The organism is Endozoicomonas sp. 2B-B, from assembly GCF_053470045.1.
Map to the genome: position 1 here is coordinate 3,139,577 of NZ_JBLZMU010000001.1, position 21,723 is coordinate 3,161,299.

21 protein-coding genes are annotated in these 21,723 nt (G+C 47.5%); 11 read left to right on the plus strand and 10 right to left on the minus strand.

The window, feature by feature from the left end; all coding sequences use genetic code 11:
* Nucleotides 1-116: 116 nt before the first annotated feature.
* From ACOMHB_RS12050 to ACOMHB_RS12060, 3 genes are read left to right on the plus strand one after another with little or no spacing between them, the layout of a single operon-like run.
* Nucleotides 117-683: a tetratricopeptide repeat protein gene (locus ACOMHB_RS12050; RefSeq protein WP_448216791.1), complete on the plus strand. Its 567-nt coding sequence runs from the start codon at nucleotides 117-119 to the stop codon at nucleotides 681-683.
* 2 nt (nucleotides 684-685) lie between these two features.
* Nucleotides 686-970, plus strand: a complete 285-nt coding sequence (locus tag ACOMHB_RS12055; RefSeq protein ID WP_448216792.1) for a putative signal transducing protein — start codon at nucleotides 686-688, stop codon at nucleotides 968-970.
* Nucleotides 971-972: 2 nt separating this feature from the next.
* A complete protein-coding gene (locus ACOMHB_RS12060; protein WP_448216793.1) occupies nucleotides 973-1,638 on the plus strand; it encodes an SOS response-associated peptidase in 666 nt (221 codons plus the stop codon).
* A gap of 60 nt (nucleotides 1,639-1,698) precedes the next feature.
* Here ACOMHB_RS12060 and ACOMHB_RS12065 read toward each other — a convergent pair whose 3' ends face one another.
* The 6 genes from ACOMHB_RS12065 to ACOMHB_RS12090 form a co-directional block, all read right to left on the minus strand.
* Nucleotides 1,699-3,099, minus strand: coding sequence for a serpin family protein (locus ACOMHB_RS12065; protein ID WP_448216794.1), 1,401 nt, complete (start codon nucleotides 3,097-3,099; stop codon nucleotides 1,699-1,701).
* A gap of 171 nt (nucleotides 3,100-3,270) precedes the next feature.
* A complete protein-coding gene (locus ACOMHB_RS12070) occupies nucleotides 3,271-4,704 on the minus strand; it encodes a serpin family protein (RefSeq protein ID WP_448216795.1) in 1,434 nt (477 codons plus the stop codon).
* A gap of 320 nt (nucleotides 4,705-5,024) precedes the next feature.
* The gene (locus tag ACOMHB_RS12075) at nucleotides 5,025-6,386 is read right to left on the minus strand and encodes a serpin family protein (protein ID WP_448216796.1); all 1,362 of its coding nucleotides are present in this window, start codon (nucleotides 6,384-6,386) and stop codon (nucleotides 5,025-5,027) included.
* 227 nt (nucleotides 6,387-6,613) lie between these two features.
* Nucleotides 6,614-7,024: a serpin family protein gene (locus tag ACOMHB_RS12080; RefSeq protein ID WP_448216797.1), complete on the minus strand. Its 411-nt coding sequence runs from the start codon at nucleotides 7,022-7,024 to the stop codon at nucleotides 6,614-6,616.
* A gap of 77 nt (nucleotides 7,025-7,101) precedes the next feature.
* Complete coding sequence (locus ACOMHB_RS12085) at nucleotides 7,102-8,475, minus strand: serpin family protein (RefSeq protein ID WP_448216798.1); 1,374 nt, start codon at nucleotides 8,473-8,475, stop codon at nucleotides 7,102-7,104.
* A 318-nt stretch (nucleotides 8,476-8,793) separates the two neighbouring features.
* Nucleotides 8,794-9,891, minus strand: coding sequence for a serpin family protein (locus ACOMHB_RS12090; protein WP_448216799.1), 1,098 nt, complete (start codon nucleotides 9,889-9,891; stop codon nucleotides 8,794-8,796).
* A 633-nt stretch (nucleotides 9,892-10,524) separates the two neighbouring features.
* On the opposite strand from ACOMHB_RS12090, the gene ACOMHB_RS12095 reads away from it, so the two are divergent.
* Nucleotides 10,525-11,508, plus strand: a complete 984-nt coding sequence (locus tag ACOMHB_RS12095; protein WP_448216800.1) for a transposase — start codon at nucleotides 10,525-10,527, stop codon at nucleotides 11,506-11,508.
* 285 nt (nucleotides 11,509-11,793) lie between these two features.
* Here ACOMHB_RS12095 and ACOMHB_RS12100 read toward each other — a convergent pair whose 3' ends face one another.
* Nucleotides 11,794-12,270, minus strand: a complete 477-nt coding sequence (locus tag ACOMHB_RS12100) for a hypothetical protein (protein WP_448216801.1) — start codon at nucleotides 12,268-12,270, stop codon at nucleotides 11,794-11,796.
* 58 nt (nucleotides 12,271-12,328) lie between these two features.
* Nucleotides 12,329-12,859 (minus strand): YchJ family protein, encoded by a 531-nt coding sequence (locus ACOMHB_RS12105; RefSeq protein WP_422137834.1) that lies wholly within the window; start codon nucleotides 12,857-12,859, stop codon nucleotides 12,329-12,331.
* Nucleotides 12,860-12,929: 70 nt separating this feature from the next.
* Between ACOMHB_RS12105 and ACOMHB_RS12110 the strand changes: the two genes are divergently transcribed.
* Together ACOMHB_RS12110 and dinG are read left to right on the plus strand one after the other, a co-directional pair.
* Nucleotides 12,930-13,214 carry a DUF1145 domain-containing protein gene (locus ACOMHB_RS12110; RefSeq protein ID WP_422133512.1) on the plus strand — a complete coding sequence of 95 codons (285 nt, stop codon included), beginning with the start codon at nucleotides 12,930-12,932 and terminating at the stop codon, nucleotides 13,212-13,214.
* The gene (dinG, locus tag ACOMHB_RS12115) at nucleotides 13,207-15,357 is read left to right on the plus strand and encodes an ATP-dependent DNA helicase DinG (RefSeq protein ID WP_448216802.1); all 2,151 of its coding nucleotides are present in this window, start codon (nucleotides 13,207-13,209) and stop codon (nucleotides 15,355-15,357) included. Before ACOMHB_RS12110 ends, dinG begins: the two co-directional genes overlap by 8 nt.
* Before the next feature lie 101 nt (nucleotides 15,358-15,458).
* Here the strand turns inward: dinG and ACOMHB_RS12120 are convergent, their stop codons facing one another.
* Entirely contained in the window at nucleotides 15,459-15,689 is a 231-nt protein-coding gene (locus tag ACOMHB_RS12120; RefSeq protein ID WP_448216803.1) for a hypothetical protein, read from the minus strand.
* A 151-nt stretch (nucleotides 15,690-15,840) separates the two neighbouring features.
* Here ACOMHB_RS12120 and ACOMHB_RS12125 point away from each other — a divergent pair, with 151 nt between their 5' ends.
* The 5 genes from ACOMHB_RS12125 to ung all read left to right on the plus strand — a co-directional run bounded on the left by ACOMHB_RS12125 (nucleotide 15,841) and on the right by ung (nucleotide 20,657).
* Entirely contained in the window at nucleotides 15,841-15,990 is a 150-nt protein-coding gene (locus ACOMHB_RS12125) for a hypothetical protein (protein ID WP_448216804.1), read from the plus strand.
* Nucleotides 15,991-16,010: 20 nt separating this feature from the next.
* A protein-coding gene (prfB, locus tag ACOMHB_RS12130) for a peptide chain release factor 2 (protein ID WP_448216805.1) occupies nucleotides 16,011-17,109 on the plus strand; the annotation gives its coding sequence in 2 pieces (ribosomal slippage) (nucleotides 16,011-16,085 and nucleotides 16,087-17,109; 1,098 coding nt in all).
* A gap of 101 nt (nucleotides 17,110-17,210) precedes the next feature.
* Nucleotides 17,211-18,704 carry a lysine--tRNA ligase gene (lysS, locus tag ACOMHB_RS12135; RefSeq protein ID WP_448216806.1) on the plus strand — a complete coding sequence of 498 codons (1,494 nt, stop codon included), beginning with the start codon at nucleotides 17,211-17,213 and terminating at the stop codon, nucleotides 18,702-18,704.
* Nucleotides 18,705-18,912: 208 nt separating this feature from the next.
* Nucleotides 18,913-19,647 (plus strand): TetR/AcrR family transcriptional regulator, encoded by a 735-nt coding sequence (locus ACOMHB_RS12140; protein ID WP_422133518.1) that lies wholly within the window; start codon nucleotides 18,913-18,915, stop codon nucleotides 19,645-19,647.
* 332 nt (nucleotides 19,648-19,979) lie between these two features.
* The gene (ung, locus tag ACOMHB_RS12145; RefSeq protein WP_422133519.1) at nucleotides 19,980-20,657 is read left to right on the plus strand and encodes a uracil-DNA glycosylase; all 678 of its coding nucleotides are present in this window, start codon (nucleotides 19,980-19,982) and stop codon (nucleotides 20,655-20,657) included.
* Between the two features lie 38 nt (nucleotides 20,658-20,695).
* Here the strand turns inward: ung and ansA are convergent, their stop codons facing one another.
* Nucleotides 20,696-21,709, minus strand: a complete 1,014-nt coding sequence (ansA, locus tag ACOMHB_RS12150) for an asparaginase (protein ID WP_448216807.1) — start codon at nucleotides 21,707-21,709, stop codon at nucleotides 20,696-20,698.
* Nucleotides 21,710-21,723 lie beyond the last annotated feature (14 nt).

A 21,723-nucleotide genomic window follows, 5' to 3' on the forward strand; every position in this document is an offset into this window, starting at 1 on the left:
GAAAGCTTGCAGAATTCCCTGTCTTGAGTGTGTATACTCTGCGCAATCGAAAAAATCAGTGTTTCAAAAATGCAATCATTGGGCAGTCGACTGCTCAAAATGGCTAGAGGTAATAGATGTTATTGAGTAGAAAGTGCCAGGGTGGGCTACTGGCCATTACATTACTGTTTTCCCTGAGTGGCTGGGCTGCTGACTTTTCCAGTCTGTTGAAGCGGGCCAGCTCAGGTGATGAACAGGCCGTGCTTGAAGCGGGCAGCCTGTTGGTTGCTGGTAAAGTCAGGCCGGAAAATCCCAGTCAAACCCTTTCTCTGCTGGAACCTCTGGCGAACAGAGGTAATGTTCAGGCAGAACTTTTGTTGGGCAAGGCCTATCGAGAGGGTCTGGGGGGCGTAGCTAAAGATCCCAAAAAAGGTTTTCAACTGATCGAACGGGCCGCAGGTCGACAGGGCAAGAGTGCAGAGGCTCAGTACGAACTGGGGAAATCCTATTATAAAGGGGCAGGCACAGACCGCAACCTGATTGCTGCTTATATGTGGACTGCCCTGAGTCTGGAAGATTCCGAGGGGGACTTTCTGACAGCGGCCCGTAAACAGAAGCAGGAGCTGTCTGAACTGCTTACCCCTGCCCAGAGAGCTAAAGCGAACGAGCTGGTCAGCCAGATCAGGACGGTCTACCTGAAGTAAGCTTGCTTTACGACGATAGTCGTGTTTTTATTAAAAGTATGATCAAGATATTCAGCCCTGAAAATCTCCTTGAGGCTCAATGCCTCAAGGATGTTCTGGAGAGCCATGGCATTGCCTGCCATCTGGGAGGTAGCTATCTGGCGGGTGCCGTGGGTGAACTACCCGCTACCGGTCTGCTGGCTCTCTATGTAGACGACTACGATGCCGGTCTGGCCAAAGAAATGATCGAGGATTACCTCAAGGCGTCCCCCGTTCTGGAAGAATCTGATCACATTCAGGAAGAATGATTATGTGTGGTCGTTACACGCTGATGGCTGATCAGATCAACCTGGGGTGTCTGGGTATCCGCCAGACGGAAGTCAATATTCCCTCCTATAATGTTGCGCCTGGTGAACAGGTACTTATTGTCAAAAATAATGAGCAGGGCGGTGTTGAAACCGCGCGGGTTAAGTGGGGTCTGGTTCCTCACTGGCTGCAGGATTTTTCCAGAGCCCAGATCAATGCCAGAATCGAAACCGCTGCCGATAAACCAATGTTTCGCAGCGCCCTCAGAAAGCAGCGTTGTCTGATTCTGGCCGATGGCTGGTTCGACTGGCAGAGGGTAGGGGATCACAGTCAGCCATGGTATATACGTCCAAAGTCGGGTGGTTTGTGCCTGTTTGCCGGTCTCTGGGAGAGTTATCCTGTGGACGACCAGTTGAGTTTCGAGTCCTGCGCGATTCTTACTCGTCCTGCTATCAGTGATATTACACCGCTGACCGAGAGAATGCCGGTTTTGCTGCAACAAAAACAGGCTAAGGAGTGGCTGGGTGAGCGCTATAAGACGGTTCTTGCGAGTCTGGGCAAACCGACTGAAACGGTCAGTAAACTGTCTTTTTATAAAGTGGGCAGAACGGTAAATCATGTTTCTAACAAGGGACCAGAGTGTGTGAAGAAACTGGTTGCTCGCAATTAAACGACTCCCCCGTTGCCCACGACAAAAGGTGAGGGGAATCCTGAGGCTCCGCTTACCCGATTAATGGGTATCTGTACCCGATTCCGAAGTGCTTCGAGGGTCAAGTGTCTGCCCAATAAAGAGGATTCTTTTTGTTATTTTATTATGCAATACATAAAGAAATGGTCGATTAAATTGGACGGATTTTCTCTGATTGTCCTTGGTCGATCTCGTAGAAATAAGGTGTGTGACAGCTGCGGCTCGGGTCCCATTTTCATTAAGCTCAATCGCACAATGTTGATGAGCCTCATCAATAGAAACAGCTAGAGGATTGGATAGCATAGCGCCTAATTCCAGGGGTCTTGTAAAAAGAGGGTGTAAAGCTGTTTTACTTAAAAAATCGCTCAACTCAATGTCCGAATCCACTTTAAAGGGTGGAAGTCCAATAGAGATTTTTGAACATGATGGACATGATTCCCCGGAGTTTAATGATGAAAATAATGCCATTATTATTTCTGCTGATATCTCATGGGGCATTATCCCTTGGGGAGGTAAAACTAAAATCATTTCATGGGCTCCCTGGTAAGGAACGGTGACTGCTTCCCAATCATTGTGATTTGTGTACTGGGAGGAACTGATTTCACCCACCATAAATTCGTTCAAATTGACTCTCTGACCGTCGGGTAAAGTAAATTTAGCTTTTCGGACATTAAAAGACCTTTCCCAAAGCCCTTTGAAGTAAATAGAATTTATGAGTGCCATGGTGGTATCTGGCGACCATTGGTCGGCGTAGCAAAATTGTGGAACCATGCCATGGGTTAACTGGCTAAATAGTTTGTTGAGCTCATCAGCAAGGCTTTCTAAAGATAGACGGTCGAAGAAGTTGATGTTATCACGAACATCGACGTTTACTTGTTTTAGTCTCTCACGATAAGTTTCCTTAAGTTCAAGTCCACTGGACAAGAGCATAGTGTTCGAGATGGAGTATTCGTCCTGTGCAGAAGATGTTGCGGTTGGTGCTGCTGCAAGGGATGGCTCAGAATAATTATCTCCCAGGTAGCTTTGAAGCAACCGCCTGGTTTCTCCAGTAGCCCCCATGAGTAGTGGTGCCAGAGCTCGAAAAAGGCCATCAGGGGAGATAAGAAAATTTTCAGGCGTTACTTTTGCTGCCTGACTAAATACACTTATGGCAAGCTCCAGATTCCCCTTGGACTCAGCCGCCCGTCTACCAGGATCCGAATCAGGGCTTTCTGGTGTTGCCGATTGGAAAGGCATTGTGTCACCTTTAAGCTCGTCGTCAGAATCTTCTTCATGAAACGCCGTGCAGGCTGAAAATTTTTCACGATCCTGATTGATGTCGCAGTTGTCATTGGTCACAGCCCTGAGTTGTGAGGATAGCAACAGGAAATAAAGCAAACTGACCAAGAGCAGAATGCGCCTGTGCTGCAAGGCCATATCGGGAGATTTAATTACCTGAGCCATGTTGGCACCTTATAACTTCATGATTTCAGGGGTTGTCTCAAGATGATCATACAGGATGGTTTCCTGGTTAGCGCCAATAAAAAAAAGTTTGAAGATTAAAATCTTTCAAAGCCACATTCTTCTTCGCTTGCAACAAAGGGCGAGGGAGTCGCGAGGCTCCCCCTGTCCCGATTACCGGGTACCCGATCCTGAAGTACCTGTTCCTGATTTACGAGGATCAAGTATCTGCCCAATAAAGAGGATTCTTCCTGTGTTTTTATCACGCAAGAAATAACTAAATGGTCGATCAAATTTGACGGATTTTTTATCATGACCTCCTGCTCCAAACGATCTCGTTGAAGAGACGCGTGTGATAGCTGCGGCTCGGGTCCCAGCTTCATTGACCTCAATTGCGCAATGTTGACGAACCATATTAATAGAAGCACCTCGAGGATCACGTAGCATAGCTCCCAATTGGAGGGGGCCTTTATCAAGGACGGCGGCTGTAAAAACAGGACGTAGAGGCGTTTTTCTTAAGAAATAGCTCAAATTCATGTCCGAATCAACCTTAAAGGGTGGAAGTCCGATAGAGATTTTTGAACATGATGGACATGATTCTTCGGAGTTTAATGATGAAAGTAATGCCATTATTATTTCTGCTGATATCTCATGGGGCATTATCCCTTCGGGAGGTAAAACAAAAATCATTTCATGGGTTCCCCGGTAAGGAACGGTGACTGCTTGCCAATGTTTGTGACTTGTGTATTGGGAGGAACTGATTTCACCCACCAGCCATTTGTCCAAAATGGCTCTCCATTCTTCGCCGGGTACAGTAAATAAACCTGTCATATCGACTTTAAAAGAGTCTTTCCAAAGCGCTTTGAAGTAAACAGAACTTACGAGTCCCAAGGTGGTATCTGCCGACCATTCGTTGGCGCTGCAAAATTTTGGAACCATGCCATGGGTTAATTTGCTAAATAGTCTGTTGAGCTCATCAGCAAGGATTTTTAAAGATACACCGTCGTAGAACCTGATCCTTTCACGAAGATCGACGTTTACTTGTTTAGCTCTCCCACGATAATTCTCCTGAACTGCAAGTTCTTCGGACAAGAGTATAGTGTTCGAGACGAAGTAGTCGTCCTGTGCAGAAGATGTTGCGGTTGCTGCTGCAGGGGATGGCTCAGAATATTTATCTCCCATGTAGCTTTGAAGCAATTGCCTAGTTTCTCCAGAAGCCCCCATGAGTACTGGTTCCAGCGCGCGAAAAAGGCCATCAGGGGAGATAAGAAAATTTCCAGGAGTTTCTTTTGCTGCCTGAATAAATAGACTTATGCCAAGCTCCACATCCCGGTTGGACTCAGCCGCTCGCGGACCAAGGTCTGAATCAGGGTTTTCTGGTGTTACCGATTGGTAAGGCATTGTCTCACCGTGAAGCTCGTCGTCAGAATCCTCTTCTTGAAACACCGGGTAGGGTGAAGATTTTTCAGGATCTTCGTTGTCGTCGAAGTGGTCATAGGGCGCAGCCCAGAGTTGTGAGGGTAGCAACAGGAAATAAAGCAAACTGACCAAGAGCAAAATGCGCCTGTGCTGCAAGGCTATAGCGGGAGATTTCATTACTCGAGCCATGTTGGCACCTCATAACTTCCCGATTTCAGGGATTGTCTCAAGATGATCTTCCTGTTCACTGGACAGTTGCCCTGAGGAGTGGTGAACGGAATACGTAATACAATATAGGGTGGTTTTTTGGTGAGTGCCTAAAAAACTATACCTGCTCAAGGGTCAGAGGGAATTGATGCTGTAAAATTTAAAGATTCAATGTTTACCGATGGCTATTTACCCAAAAATCTCTGAGAACCCTATTCCATCTGGCTTGCAAAGAAAGGGTGAGGGGGAGTCGTGAGGCTCCCCATGTCAATTATTGGGACCCGAACCTGAAGAGTCTTCTTTCAAGTCCGGGGATCAAGTATCTGTCCAATGAAGATGATTTTTTTTGTTATTTTATTACGCAATATATAAATGAATGGTCGTGTAAAGTTAATGGGCTTCGGAAAACTCATACCCGTTGATGTAAAAAAACCGACGTGTGTTACAGCTGCGGCTTCGGTTCCTTGTTCATCAACTTCTATGACGCTGTGTTGATTAAACATATTAATAAAAACAGGTGCTGGATTGGATAGCATAGATCCTAAGCTGAGTGTGCCTGTAAAAAGAGAGTGTAAAGTTGTTTGAGCTAATGTATTTATCAATTTAGTGTCCGAGTCAACACTAAAAGTCGGGAGTCCAAGACCAAGAGGAACTGATGAGCTTGAAAATAATAGCTCTTTGGAGTCTAATGATGAGAATAGTGCCATTATTATTTCTGGCGATACCTCGTGGGGCATTATCCCTTCCGGGGGTAAAACCAAAATCATTTCATGATCTCCCTGGTAGGGGACGGCAGCTGCCCTCCAATCATTATATTCAGCCTCCTGGTCAGCATTAATTGTTCCATCCATAAACCCGTCTAAAACAACTCTTTGATTGTCGGGTAAAGTAAATGTTGATCCTCCAATTCGTTTCCTGAAAAACGTTTCCCAGAGGCCTTTGAAGTAAACAGAATTTATGAGTGCTATGGAAGTATTGGAATGCCAATCATTGTCCTGGCAAAATTCTCGAACCAATCCATGGGTTAATTGGCAAAATAGATCGTTGAGTTCTTGAGCAAGGCTTTGTAATGATGCACGGTCGGAGAAGTTGACGTTATCTCGAATATCGGCGTTTATTTGTTCAAGCTTTTTTTTATAAGTTTCCTGAAGAGTATGCCTATTGGAGACAAGCAGGCAATTGGCAATACAGTATTGGTCCTGTCCAGAGGCTGTCGCGCCTGATGCTGTGGCACCGAATGGCCCAGAATAATCCTCTCCCAGACACTTTTGAAGCAATTGCCGGGTTTCATCAGTGGCCCCCATCAGTAACAGTGACAGTGTCTGAAAAATGCCATCAGGGGACAGGACCAGATTTTCAGGAGTTGCCTGTGCTGCACGCCTGAATATATCTATGGCAAGACCCAGAGTCCCGTGTGATTCATCTGCCTGTGCACCGGGATTTAAATCATGACCCTCATCAGCAGAATCAGAACCGTCTTTTGTTCGACATAAATAGCAGGGTTCAGATTCTTTAAATAAGTCATCACTGTACTCACGGTCGCACTTTATACAGTTCACTGCCAGAAGTTGTGAGGGTACGAACAGGAAGCAGAGCAAACAGGATAACACTGAAACGTACCTGCACTGCCTGGCTATATTGGAAGCCTTGCCTGGTGAAGCCATGTATGTACCTTGTCGTCTTAATCTTCGGTTAGGAATATCGTCCCTATCTTATGAACCGCTACCCTGCAGAATGGTCAACCTAGTGTTAAATCAGGCACTCAATATAGGATGGTTTCCTGGTTAGCGCCAAAAAAACAAATCAGTTTGAAGATTAAAATCTTTCTAAGCCACATTCTTCTTCGTTTGCAACAAAGGGTGGGGGGGTCGTGAGGCTCCCCCAACCCCGATTACTGGGTACCCGATCCTGAAGTACCTGCTCCTGATTTCCGGGGATCAAGTATCTGCCCGATGAAGATGATTTTTTTTGTTATTTTATTACGCAATATATAAATAAATGGCCGTGTAAATTCAATGGGCTTAGGGCTATTCATACTAAATCCTCTCGAACAACCGATATGTGTTACAGCAGCGGCTTCGGTTCCTTGTTCGTTAACTTCTATGGCGCTGTGTTGATTAAACACATTAATTAAAACAGGTACAGGCTCCGATAGCATGGTTCCTAAGCTGAGTGTATTTGTAAAAAGAGAATGTAAAGTTGTTTGAGTCAATGCCTTTATCGAAAGCCAGACCCTATCGGAATATTTGCTTAGTAAAACCACGTTTGTACCTTGTTGACTTAATTTTAGGGTTGGTCTCAAATCAGAGTGTGTTGACTTTATACAAAATCAGCGAGGGAGCCAAGAGGATCTCCTGATCCCGATTAACGGGTTCAGGATCATGAAGTGTCTCTGAGATAAAATATCCGCCCAATATAGATGATTATTTTTGTCATTCTGTTACGCAAGATATAAATAAAGGGTCGATCAAATTGGATTGGTCGTATTGTATCTCCCTCGTGTGTTCTCTCAAAATCAGTGTGCGTTAAGGTTGCGTCCGGGGCTGCCTGGTCACTATACACATTCATACGAGCAGGCATCGTTGGTATAGCTCCTGAACTCAGATCACTGGTAACAACTGAAAGTAAACCTGAACCTGAACGACTTAAAGCTTCGCTCAAGTGAGTGCTTGTATCAACGCGAGAGGGTGGAAGTCCGTGAGTTGTCGTTGAAATGGACTTTTCGGAGTCTAATGACGATAATAATGCCTTTATTATTTCTGAACTTAGTCCATAAAGCACTATCCCTGCCGGTGGTATAATCAATACCATTTCTTCATTTCCCCAGTTGGGGTAGGGAAAGGAAAATGCCTCCCAATCATTGTGATGGGCGTATTGGGAAGGTCTGATTTCTTCATCCACAATTCTACGCAAAGTGGCGGCCTGGTCGTTAGGTAATGAGGTAAATAAACCTGCTGCATTTTGGGTCCCAAAAGACCTTTCACGCAGCCCTATGAAGTAATAAGCACTTATGAGTTCTGTGGACCAGGATCGGGGCCAGACGTTGGAGTTGCAGAAACGTTGAATTATACCGCTGGTTAACTGGCAAAATAGACTGTTGAGCAACAGGGCTAAGTTTTTTATAGGCCCACGGTTGGTGAAGTTGACATTACTACGAGCATGGCGGTTTGCTTCTTCAAGTCTCTCTCTGTAAATTGCCAGAGGATCAGGCTGACTGGCTGCGAGCCAGTCAGTCATATTCCGGTTTTTCTCCTGTCCGGATTCTGTAGCGCGTGATGATGCTGCACCGGTTGGCTCAGAAGAATACTCTCCCACATAAATTTGACGCAATTGCTCGGCCGCACCGTCAGCACCCACATGTAGCAGCAACATTGCCACTGTCTGAAAAAGGCCATCGGGGGAAATGACAAAATCTCCACGAATATTTGCGGCAACATGGCCAAGTACATTGATGGCATAATCAAGATTTCTCTGGGATCCATTCACTTGCGCACCAGGATCTGAATCAGGGTTTACTCCTGTCGCCCCCTGGGGAGGTGCTGTGTCATGTTGAGGGGGCTGACTCTCAGCTTCTCTATTACATGACGCTGTTGGGCAAAATTTAAAGTCTTCCTGATCGTAATTGAAGCCGCATTGCTCACAAGTCACAGCCAGAAGTTGCGAAGGCAATAAGAATATGTGGAGTAAACAGACCAATACCAGGTCGACTCTGTAATGGCAGTCTGGATCGGAAGATTTTCTGAGTAAAACCACGCTTGTACCATGCTGCCTGAAGTTTTAGGGTGAGCTGGAATAACCTTCCTGTTTTTTTATGGAACGTTATTTTGCCGAACACTCAATCGAGTGTGAAATCCATAGTCCAATATAGGGTGGTTTTCTGATCAGCGTCCAGATAAAAACTAAAACAATTTGAAGGACATAGAGTGTCGACGTCGTATAAAACAAATGTCCATTGTCTTTTGATTGCTTATATCCCTCATTAAATCTTTGGAAGTCCCATTGACCTTCGCTTGCGAGGAAATCAGCGAGGGATTTATGAGGCTCTCCTGATCCCGGTCAGCGGGTTCACAATCATGAGGCGTCTCTGGGATAAAATAACCGACCAATGTAGATGATTCTTTTTGTTATTCTATTACGCAAGATATAAATAAAGGGCAGATCGAACCGGATTGGTTGTATTGTATCTCTCTCATGGTTTCTGTCAGAATCAGCGTGTGTTAAAGCTGCGCCCCGGGTACCCTGTTCACTAAGTATATTCGAACGAACTGTCAGATCTGGCATAGCTCCTGAGCCCAGATCACTGCTAGCAATAGAAAGTAAACCTGAACCCGATCGACTTAGAGCTTCACTCAAGTCAGTGTTTTTATCAACTTCAGAGGGTGGGAATTCGGTAGTTGTCGTTGAACTGGATGAAAAGGGTTCCTTGGAGTCGAACGAGGATACCAAGGCCGATATTATGTTACACTTTAGCCCATAAAGAAACACCCCTGCCGGGGGTAAAACCAAAATTATTTCATTGTCTTCCCGGAAGGGAAAGTTAAATGCTTTCCAATTATTGTGACGTGCGTATTGAGAAGGATTGGTTTTTCCTTCGATAATTCTTTTTAAAGCGTCTGCTTGATCATTGGGTAAGTTAAATAAATAGGCACTATCGGTCCCAAAAGACTTTCTCCACATCCCTATGAAGTATAAATAGCATGCGTGTTCTATGGAGAAAGATAACTGAAAGGAGTAAGCATCGGGAGTGCAATAATCTTGAACAATACCATGGGTTAATTGGCAAAATAGTCTGTTAAGCAGTTGGCCAAGGGTTTGGGTTTGTCCGCGATTGGTGCAGTCGACATTACCAGGAGTATTGTCGACTTGTTTAAGTCTTTCTCTATAAACTGCCAAAGCCTCAGGTTGACTGGCTGCGAGCATGATAATCGAAGAAGGGTCTTTGTTCTTTCCACCGGCTGTTGCGCCTGCACCGGATGGCTCATAATCATAGCCTGGCCAATAAATTCGACGCAATTGCTCGTCCGTACTGTTGGTACCCGCTTGTAACAGTAACAGCGTCATTGTCTGCAAAAGGCTGTCAGGGGACATGACAAAATCTTTAAGGATATTTGCTGATGCCTGGTAAAATACCTTCATTGCAAAATCAAAATTTCCCTGGGATCCATCCACTTGTGCAACATGATTTGAATCAGGTTTAACTGGTGTTGCCCTTTCAGGAGGTGCTGTGTCATGTTGAGGGGGCTCACTCTCAGCTTCTATGTTACACGACGGTGTTTGGCAGGATGAAAGGGTTTCATCATCGTAATCCAGACCGCAATTTCCACAAGTCACAGCCAGAAGGTGTGAGGCTGGCAACGATAAATAGAATAAGCAGAGCAATACCAGAAGGATCCTGTAATGGCAGACTGAATTGAAAAAATCACTGAGCAAAACCACGTCTGTACCTTCTTACCTTGGTTTAAGGTTTTTTACTTGCCATAACCTCTCTGTCTACCGAACCCTTGCCCTATGGATGCGATCAACTGAATACGAAATCCGAAATTCAATATAGGATAGTTTCCTGGTTGTATCCCATCCAGAATTCAATCCACTCGTCGGGTAATTACATAGCCATTGGATTTGACGGTCAGTTTAAAAAGTTGCCTCGTCAGCAATATCTGTGGGGCATTTCTGGTTCGGGCAGCTTGCCCAGTACATGAAAATTAAAAATGAAAATTAAAAAGACACCCATAAATTTGCTTTACCATCCACCTGGTCTACTTTTTCACCCATCACTGATTTTTTACCCAAACAGGTGAGTTCATGGCTCAGGCCCGCAATACTCTGATTGACCCCGGTTCAACGCCTTATTACCACTGTATGGCAAGATGTGTTCGTCAGGCTTACCTCTGCGGAGAGAACCACCTGACTGGCAAGAACTACGAGCATCGCCGCCAGTGGGTGGTGGATAAACTTCGGGAACTGGTTTCAGTCTTTGCTATCGAAGTCTGCGCTTACGCTGTCATGTCGAACCATTATCATGTGGTTTTGCACATCAATCAGCCATCTGCCAGAGGCTGGTCACGGAATGAAGTGCTTCATCGTTGGACGACCTTGTTCAGTGGTCCGCTTCTGGTGCAAAGGCATCTGGCCGCTGACAAACTGGGCAGCGCTGAGTTGGCCCGTATTGATGAATATGCTGAGGAATACCGGCGTCGTTTAACGGATATCAGCTGGTTTATGCGCTGCCTGAATGAATATCTTGCTCGTGAGGCCAACAAAGAAGACGAATGTAAAGGACGCTTCTGGGAAGGTCGCTTTAAAAGCCAGGCATTGCTGGACGAAGCAGCGTTACTGACCTGCATGACCTACGTTGACTTGAATCCGATTCGGGCTGGTAAGGTAGAAACACCGGAAGAATCAGACTACACGTCGATTCAGGAACGCGTGGAGCAGGTTACACACTCTGAGACTAAAAATCAGCCGCTGACCCTGAAACTTTTTTGTTTGCAGGGCCAGAATACGGATGTTGCCCTTCCATACCTTCTTCACGATTATCTGGAACTGGTTGACTGGAGTGGCCGCATTGTCAGGGCAGACAAGAAAGGTTCCATCCCGTCGTGTACCCCTCCGATTCTTCAAAGGTTGGACATTGATCCGGATGAGTGGCTGAAAACCATGCAATGGAATAATCGTTTTTATCGGGCAGTTGGCCGTCTGGAGGCGATGAAGGCTTATGCACTTGAAGCCGGACAGAAGTGGCTTCGAGGTTTAAACGCCTGCAGTCGTTTGTACCTGACAGGTTAGCGTAGAAATCAGTTAAGACGTCAAAGACCCTCTCTTTATCTCTCTTCGACTTATGTCGGAATGAATTTGCATTGTCTGAATTATGGCTTGAACAGCCTCTGTTCGTTGGGTGGCGCTGTGTGGCTCGTTGATACGCTACTTGAAGATAGATTTTTCTGATCCTTTTTGGGAGTACAGATTTTTGAATGTCTTATTTTTTTATTTTTTCCCTTGAAGAGACATTTTTTATGGGTGTCTTATTTTTTTTCTGACGAGGCCTTTTTTTTATGGGTGTCTTATTTTTTGTTAAGAAGGGTTTTTGTTCTGTTCATGGGCTGCTGCACCGGATGGCTTAGAATGATCCTCACTCAGACAATTTTGACGCCATTGCTCGATCGCACCGTCAGGACCCGCATTTAATACTAACAATGCCAGTGTCTGAAAAAGACTATCAGGGGATAATACAAAATTTTCAGGGATATTGGGGGCTGCACGGCTAAATACTTTTACGGCAAACTCCAGATTTCTCAGCGATTCATCCACCTGTGCACCAGGACTTACTGGCGCTGCTGATTGGGAAGGCATTGTGCGATGCAGAAGATCTTCATTTTCAGCTTCTTCCCCACACATTGGGCAGAACGAGAAGTCTTTTCGATTGTAATTGAAGCCGCATTTGTGACAAGTCAAAGCCAGTAGTTGTAAGGGCAGCAACAGTAAGCAGAGCAACACAAGAACGACAGTGTACTGGCAGGTTGAACCGGAAGGTTTAGCAATTAAAAACAAGTTTCACCTCACCTCTCTTAATTAAATTTTGCTGTCTTTTGATAAAGCTGAGAGAGAATCAACCGCAGCACTTTTTGTATTTTTTGCCACTGCCGCAGAGACAAGGGTCGTTTCTTCCAGGCAGTCTGGCAGGTATATCCGGATAAATAAAATACCAGTGACCCTGTTCCCTGATGAAGTCTGAGTGCTCATGGTGCGCTTCTTCCCTGCCGGTGGCGGGGTTCAGGAACCAGGCTTTGAATTCCACTTTTCCCCGGCTGTCAGCACTGCCGCCAGCTTCAGTGCTGACCACGTCCAGTCGGGTCCACCGGGTGGCGTCTGTCTCTCGGTGAATGTCGGCTTTATCCAAGCCATTGATCTGGCGCTGCCAGGTGGTGGCCAGCAGATAATCCGTGTTTTTAAGATAATAGGCTGAAAAGCGGGAACGCATCAGGGCTTCTGCGGTTGGAGCCGCTTGCCCCGAATGGTAAGGGCCACAGCATGCTTTATAGGTTTGGCCTGAACCACAAGGGCAATGGTTGATAGAGGCGTCTGAATAAGGATGTTTGTGCTCAAGGCTGTTTTTAAGCTCAGGGCTGTTTTCAGTCATAGAATTCTTCGAGCAGGAGTGATGGGTTTTCGATAGAATATCATTTTACTTAAATTACAGGATCAGATACATGGGCTTTGGCAAAGCGGTGGTGGTTTTATTCTGGCTTTCAGCACTGTGGAATCTCTTTGTGCCCGTGGCAGAACCCATGGGGTCCGTATTGAATTGGGCTGCGCCCCTGTTGCTGCTGTTGCACACGGCAGAGCATTTCTTCTTCAGTCGCCGTTTTGCCGCTATGGGCGCGCCGCTGTCCATGAAAGATCGCTACATGATTCTGATCTTTGGCGGCTTTCACCTGATGAGTCTGATGAAAAAAATTCCAACCCAGCCGGTGGGTGATCAGCACAGTGCTTGAAGATTCACAGAAAAAAAAGATCCAGAAGGCTTACAGCACGTTTCTGACCAGCAAAAAGCTGAAGGCCCGGCCCGGTCAGAAACAGATGATTGCAGAAGTCGCCCGTTCCCTGGGTGAGGTCAAGACCGACAGTGAAGGGCGCAGAACCTCGGATCCTTCCGTGATTGTCGTCGAGGCTGGTACCGGTACCGGTAAAACGGTGGGCTATGTTCTGCCTGCTGTGGTGATGGCGCAGGCTGCTGATAAAAGACTGGTAATCTCTACAGCCACTGTGACGCTGCAGGAGCAGATTATCGGCAAGGACCTGCCCGATATTATCCTGAAAACCGGACTTAAGTTCTCTTTTACCCTGGCCAAGGGTCGTGGGCGGTATGCTTGTCTTAGCAAGCTTGATCGGTTGTTGCAGGAAGAGCAGTCAACGGCCTCATTAATGGATATGTTTGCCGCAGAAGGTTTCACACTGGCGCAGGACGAGACTTCCCTGAAGCTCTATCAAACTATGTTGGAAGACTTTGCCGCTTCCAGTTGGGAGGGTGATCGCGACAGCTGGCCCGATGCATTGGAAGATCAACAATGGCGAATGATTACCACGGATCATTCCCAGTGCAGTGGCCGCCGCTGTGGCTATTTCAATCAGTGTCCTTTCTATAAAGCCCGGGCAGATCTTGAACAGGCCGATGTGGTGGTAACCAATCATGATCTGGTGCTGGCTGATCTGGCCCTGGGCGGTGGCGCTATTCTGCCTGATCCGAAAGATACCGTTTACGTCTTCGATGAGGGCCATCATCTGCCTGACAAGGCGATCGATCATTTCGCCTGTCATTCGAGAATAAAAGGAACGGCCAGCTGGCTGGAGAAAGCCAGTAAGTCTCTACAGAAAACCCTGTCCCAAAACGCCTTGCCCGGTGAGTTGGGTGAAAGACTCGAAAAACTCATGCCTGAGTTTGATGAACTGGTGAATGCCCTGGGTCACACCCATACTCTGTTACAGGGTGTTGCAACCTTTGAACCTCGAATTCAGGGTGATACGACGGTTGCTGTCTATCGCTTTGAGCAAGGGAAAATACCTGAAGCACTCCGTCAGCAGGCTGAAGTACTCAAAGCCGTTTTCAGTCGTTGCAGTGGTATGGTAGAAAAAATTACCAGGGAACTGGACGATGCCATGGACGGTGATGTCCCGGGTATTGACCGTTGGCAGGCCGAGCAACTGTATCCGGAAATGGGTGCAATGCAAATGCGTCTGGAAAACCAGTTTAAGCTCTGGTTGACCTACACCATGAAAGACCCTGAGGGTGAGCCACCCAGTGCCCGCTGGCTGAAGTGGAGTGAAGGGCCCTTTGGTGAGGAACTGGAGGTTTTCAGCAGCCCAATACTTTCTTCGGCAACACTCTGGCAGACGCTCTGGAATCCGGGTTATGCATCGATTGTTACGTCGGCCACACTCACTGCATTGGGCAACTTCAATCGTTTCCGTATGCGCTCAGGGGTTCCGTCTGAATCCCGTTGCGTTGTGGTTCCCAGCCCTTTTCAGCACAGTCTCGCTGCACAGCTGGTGGTACCGGGTATGTTGTCTGATCCTCGTCAGAGTGAAGAGCACACGGAAGAAATCGTTGAGAAGCTGCCCGATCTGATGGCCAGACAAAAAGGTACATTGGTACTTTTTTCATCACGCAAGCAGATGAAAGATGTGCATTTTGGTCTCAATGATGCCTGGCGCAAGAAGATCCTTTTGCAGGATGATTATTCCCGGGCGGAACTTCTGAAACTGCATCGCAAGCATATTGATGAAGGCAAAGACAGTATTCTCTTCGGTCTGGCCAGTCTGGCGGAAGGGATCGACCTGCCTGGTGAATATTGTGAGCATGTTATTATCGCCAAAATTCCTTTTGCGGTTCCCGATGATCCTGTGGAATCGGCACTGTCAGAATGGCTTGAGGCTCAGGGCCGGAATCCGTTTATGGAAATAACCGTTCCAGATGCAGCCATCAAGCTGGTACAGGCCTGCGGTCGTTTGTTAAGAACAGAGCAGGATACCGGCCAGATCACCCTGCTGGATCGAAGAGTGGTCACAGCGAGGTATGGTCGTATGATTCTGGACTCTCTGCCGCCTTTCAGAAGAGCCATAGAGCATACAGTTTTCTGAATCTTGCAGAGAGCGTTGCTTCTGCTGTCGATGGGGTTCATCGACGGCAGAAGCAGTTGCCGGATGCCAGCTTTTGACTTTGTTCCGGCTTCGCCATCTTTTTACAGCAGTTCAAAACGGTTGTTTTGTTCTGTCGATGTTTTTTCATCCTCCGCAGACTCTTCTTCGGTGTTTGTCTCTTCATTTTTAGCCATCAGGCTTTGAAGGATCAGAACCTTCTCGCTTTTATTGCTCTCATCCTGCTTTGGCTCTTCTTCATCAGCAAAGCCGGACAGGGCTACAGCGGTCAGGGGCAGTATCAGGGCCAGGGCCGTCAATTTCTGTTTGATCATGATGTACACCTCTTGTTGGTTGCTTTTTTTCTGTTCTCATTACATTTGACTGCCAGATGCTGAAAAGGTTCCCTGAATAGTCTCCTGGCCAGACATTCGGGGGCTAGCTTTTGTTTTTCTCTCATTCCAACACTTGGGCTGATCAGGTAGAATGTTCGGCTGTTTTTTATTGTGGAAATCATTCTTTCCTGTCACTGCCCGGGGCAAGCCATCCGGTTCTGTTCCTGTTCAGGCATTTGCCTTACTCATGGTCAATACCGGCAGCCGAAGTGATATTTCCCGATTTTTCATCGAACACTGAACGATATTGAGCGATAAACCATGCTTGAAGTAAACCCTATCAAGGAGCGTATTAAGGATCTGACAGCGCGTACTGACGTGCTTAGGGGGTATCTTTGACTACGCTCACAAGAGTGAGCGTCTGCAGGAAGTAGAGCGGGAGCTTGAAGATCCGGATGTCTGGAATGAACCGGAGCGTGCCCAGGCCCTGGGCAAAGAGCGTTCCATGCTGGAAGGCATCGTTGCTACCATTGATCAGCTGACATCAGGCCTGGCAGATTCCATTGAACTGCTGGAAATGTCGGTAGAAGAGCAGGACGAAGACGGCGTCGAAGGCGTTGTGGAAGAGCTGGACCAGCTGGGCGAAAAACTGGCAGAGTTGGAATTCCGGCGTATGTTTTCCGGAGCAATGGACCCCAACAATGCCTATCTGGACATTCAGTCGGGTTCCGGTGGTACCGAGGCCCAGGACTGGGCCAATATGCTGTTGCGGATGTACCTGCGATGGGGTGAGCAGAAAGGCTTCAAAACAGAAATCATTGAAGTATCTGCGGGCGAAGTAGCTGGTATCAAGTCGGCTACGGTTCAGTTTACTGGTGAATATGCTTTTGGCTGGTTGAGAACAGAAACAGGTGTGCATCGTCTGGTACGAAAGTCTCCATTTGATTCTGGTAACCGTCGTCATACCTCCTTCTCATCGGTTTTTGTCTCTCCGGAGATAGACGATAATGTCGAGATTGAGATTAATCCGGCCGACCTTCGAATTGATACCTACCGCTCCAGTGGTGCCGGTGGTCAGCACGTAAACACCACCGATTCTGCGGTTCGTATTACTCACGAGCCCTCCGGTATTGTGGTGCAGTGTCAGAATCAGCGTTCCCAGCATCAGAACAAGGACAAGGCTATGCAGCAGTTAAAAGCCAAGCTGTATGAGCTGGAGATGCAGAAGCGCAGTGCTGACGCCCAGGCTCTGGAAGATTCCAAGTCCGATATTGGTTGGGGCAGTCAGATTCGTTCCTACGTTCTGGATGATTCCCGAATCAAGGATTTGAGAACCAGCGTGGAAACCCGAAATACCCAGGCCGTTCTTGACGGAGATCTCGATAAGTTTATCGAGGCAAGTCTCAAGAAAGGCCTTTAAAGTCAGCCGTTGGCAGAGAACAGTTTACGCAAAAGTTTACGCAAAGGAGTAGCAGGCAACTGTTAACTCTCGCCCCCCCCTGGGGTTGAACCGGAGAAACTATGTTTGAAGAACAGATCTTAGATACCCAGGAAGAGAACCGGCTGGTGGCTCTTCGCCGAGAAAAACTCACTGCCATTCGTGCTGAACGGGTCGCTTTTCCAAACAAATTCCGTCGTGATGCACTGGCTGCTGATCTTCAAAAAGAGTTTGCAGATGCCAGCAAGGAAGCGCTGCTGGAAGCTGGAAAGAAGGTCAAGATAGCTGGCCGTATCATGCTGAACCGTGGTGCATTCATGGAAATTCAGGATATGTCTGGTCGTATCCAGGTGTACGTGAATCGCAAGGTGCTGGCTAAAGAAGTGCTGAAGGAAGCCAAGACCTGGGACCTGGGTGACATCATCGGTGCTGAAGGCACCCTGCAGCGTTCCGGCAAGGGGGATCTTTATGTCGACATGGAGCAGGTTGAGTTGCTGACCAAATCCCTGCGCCCATTGCCCGAGAAGCACAAGGGTCTGACTGACACCGAAATGCGTTATCGTCAGCGTTATGTGGACCTGATTACCCGCGAAGAGTCCCGGGAAGCATTTCGTGTTCGTTCCCGTATTGTTCAGGTGATTCGTGACTATTTCCATGAGCAGGATTACATGGAAGTGGAAACCCCGATGCTACAGGTGATACCGGGTGGTGCAAGCGCTCGTCCGTTCGTGACTCATCATAATGCGCTGGATATTGATATGTACTTGCGTATTGCTCCAGAGCTCTATTTGAAGCGTCTGGTGGTGGGCGGATTTGAACGGGTGTTTGAAATTAATCGGAACTTTCGTAACGAAGGATTGTCTACACGTCATAACCCTGAATTTACGATGATTGAGTTCTATCAGGCTTACGCAGACTACATTGATATGATGGATCACACGGAAGCCCTCTTTAAGCGTCTGGCAAAAGACGTGACCGGTGGAACCTCAGTGACTTACCAGGGTAAGGAGATCGATTTCGGCAAGCCATTTGTGCGTATGTCCGTTTTCGATTCTATACTGCACTTCAATCCGGATCTTGAGGCTGCTGACATCGATACGATTGATTCAGCAACCCGGGTTGCGGAAAAGCTGGGTATCGAGGTCAAGGGTACCTGGGGCCTGGGCAAGGTTCAGATCGAAATATTTGAGGAAACGGTTGAACACCGGCTGATGGATCCGACATTCATTACCGAATACCCGACAGAGGTTTCGCCTCTGGCTCGTCGTAATGATGACAATCCATTCATTTCTGACCGCTTTGAGTTTTTCGTGGGCGGTCGTGAAGTGGCCAATGGTTTCTCCGAGTTGAACGACTCTGAAGATCAGGCTGAGCGTTTTCATCAGCAAGTCACAGAAAAAGACGCTGGTGATGATGAAGCCATGCATTTCGATGCAGACTACATCAACGCTCTGGAGTACGGTTTGCCGCCAACGGCGGGCGAAGGTATCGGCATAGACCGTCTGGTCATGCTGTTTACTGATGCACCTTCTATCCGTGATGTACTGTTGTTCCCGCACATGCGACCCCAGCAGTAATCCCGGCTGGAATCATGGCAGACAGTTGATCTGTCTGCCTCCTAGCCTGCAGCCCAGTCTTCAGCGGCCATTGACCAAGCCTGGACAATGACACTTTAACCGTCATTTTCAGGCTGAAGTACAAGAAGATTGGCGTAGCTGAAACCTCTCTTTCAAGCGATGGTTTCAAACGTCTTAAGACTAACAGGCAACTGCAAGGCATTTAATCATGGAAGCAACGTACAGTGACGAAAGAAACTGCGTCCTAACGCAGATGGCCCGGAATGAAGGAGCAGCTCTCGGAAATGGAACTCTGAAATACCAAGGGCGTAAAACCAGTCGGGCCAATAGTGAACAGCGCCGTCGAACCATACTGGAGGCAGCACTGAGAATCGTAGTAAGAGATGGCGTTCGTGGTGTAAGACACCGCGCAGTCGCAAAAGAAGCTCAAGTACCTCTCTCTGCGACTACTTATTACTTCAAAGATATTTCCGACCTCATAACAGACACCTTTACCCTGTTTGTGGAAATGGGGGCTGAAACTTTCAAGGCATTCTGGGAAGAGTCTGATGATCAGCTGCAAAAAGCGCTTTCACTGCTGGATGACTCCAGTGATTCCAGGGATCAGTTTGTTGATCAGATGCTGGATCTGGCCGTTGATTATGTTGGCAACCAGCTGACTGAGCATCGTGATTACCTGATCGCAGAGCGGGCTTTCCAGCTGGAGTGCCTGAGAAATGAAAATTTGCGTCCCATCGCTTTTAAACATCAGACCTATCTGTTGAACAGCCTGACTTCACTCTTCAGGCGCACAGGCTCTTCACAGCCAGAAACCGATGCACAACTGCTTGCCTCGTTCATTGCGCAGGTTGAGTATGAGGGGCTGTTGCAGAAAGGTGGACTGGATATGACACCGATTAAAGAAAGACTACATCGCCAGATAATGTTGATGTTCAAACATTGATTAATCACGGACTGTCAACAGGCATTCTGTAAAGTTAAAAATACCGTACACCTCTCTGCTAACGGGTGTACGAAACTATTTTATCAAGTCAGTTTAACATCAATCGTATGTATAAGTGCCTGCCTTGTTGGTTCTGCCTCTCTGGGCGACGTCTTAATCGATCCTTCTGCGTTTCAATTCTGTTAACCTGCCCTGGCTATGGGGTCGTGGCTGTGCCACGAGGGATGAAGAAATCCACTCGCCACTATATGCAAAACCAACTGGTCAGTTACTTGCTGACTCGATTATCATTCAACTCTTATTGTTAATATTTACAGAACCGGGGAAGTCCTATGCAGGAAATCAGACTGGAGCCCTCCTGGAAGTCTCATTTGCAGAGTGAGTTCAACAAGGAGTATATGCAGGTTTTGCGTAGCTTTCTGTTGAATGAAAAGGCCGCTGGTAAAACGATTTATCCTAAGGGCAGTGAATATTTTCGGGCTATGGAGCTGACACCTTTTGAACAGGTCAAGGTGGTGATTCTTGGACAGGACCCCTATCATGGCCCGGGTCAGGCTCATGGACTTAGTTTCTCGGTGCGTCCAGATGTTCGTATTCCTCCTTCACTGATCAATATGTACAAAGAGCTGCAAAATGATCTCGGGATTCCCCCAGCCAGTCACGGTTGCCTCGAACACTGGGCTGAGCAAGGGGTTTTGCTGCTCAACAGCGTCTTGACTGTTGAACACAAGCAGGCTGCTTCCCATCAAAAGCGAGGCTGGGAGCAGTTTACCGACAGAGTGATTGCAGAGCTGAACAATAAGAGAGAAGGGCTGGTGTTTATCCTCTGGGGTAGTTATGCCCAGCGTAAAGGGCAATTCATTGACCGCAGCAAACATCGGGTATTGCAGACTGTGCACCCTTCGCCACTGTCAGCACATCGGGGCTTCTTTGGCAGCCGACCTTTCTCGCAGGCTAATGATTATCTGACTTCCAGAGGCGTTCAGCCCATCGACTGGCAGCTGCCATGATAGCGACTGAATGAGGACTCGAAAGTCCTCATCTTTTTTCAGATCGTCAGCTCACCAGAAATACTCTTTCCGACCAGTTCTCTGATCTCTTGTGTTGAGAGGCCTTTTGACAGTAAGTGATGAAGCTTACAGAACATGGCTTCAGTCGTGGTGTCCAGACCACCAGTTACCCCCGCTTTGGCCAGTGCAGAGCCTGCGGCATAACTGCCTTGATGGACAGCGCCCCTGTGGCATTGGGTCAGATTGACGATGATTTTTCCGGCATCTGTCGCCTTTTTCAGTGCGTTCAGCAGGGCCGGGTCGTCATCAGGGCCATTCCCTGCGCCATAAGTCCTTATGATAAAGGCTTTTTGAGGCTGGTTCAGGGCCGCTTCCAGCCACAGGGCTGTGATACCGGGGAAGAGTTGCACAATGCCGACCTGGGTATCTTCAGAGCATTCAAGATGAAATTCTGGTTTTTTTTCAGGCTTCAACAACAGTAGATCATTGATCTCGATATTGATATCGGCACGTCCCAACCAGGGGAAGTTGGGAGAGTCAAAAGCATCAAAAAGATAGGCGTTTTGTTTGCGAGCCCGGTTGCCGCGCATTAAACGACCGTTAAAGTACAGGCATACTTCATTGATGCGCTCATCAGCGGCGATACTCAGGGCGCCGACAAAGTTTTCCAGTCCGTCACTACGAGGTTCACACAGAGGGATCTGGGAGCCGGTAAAGACAACCGGTTTATCCAGATTGCGAAGCATAAAAGACAGCATGGAGCTGGAAAATGCCATGGTGTCGGTACCGTGCAGAACTACAAAACCATCGTAGTCTTCATAGTGATCAGCAATGTCCGTTGCTATCTGCTTCCAGTTTTTTGGGCGGATATTACTGGAGTCGATCAACTCCCCATACTCCACCAGGCCAAAGTCGGGCAGACCCTGACGGACATGGGGAGGCAGTTTTTCATCCAGAAGCGCCTGCATATTACCAGAGGGGGCATAACCCGAATCAGTGGGTTTCATGCCGATGGTGCCGCCGGTGTAAATAACGTAGATTTTCTTGGTCATAACAGCAATTTCAG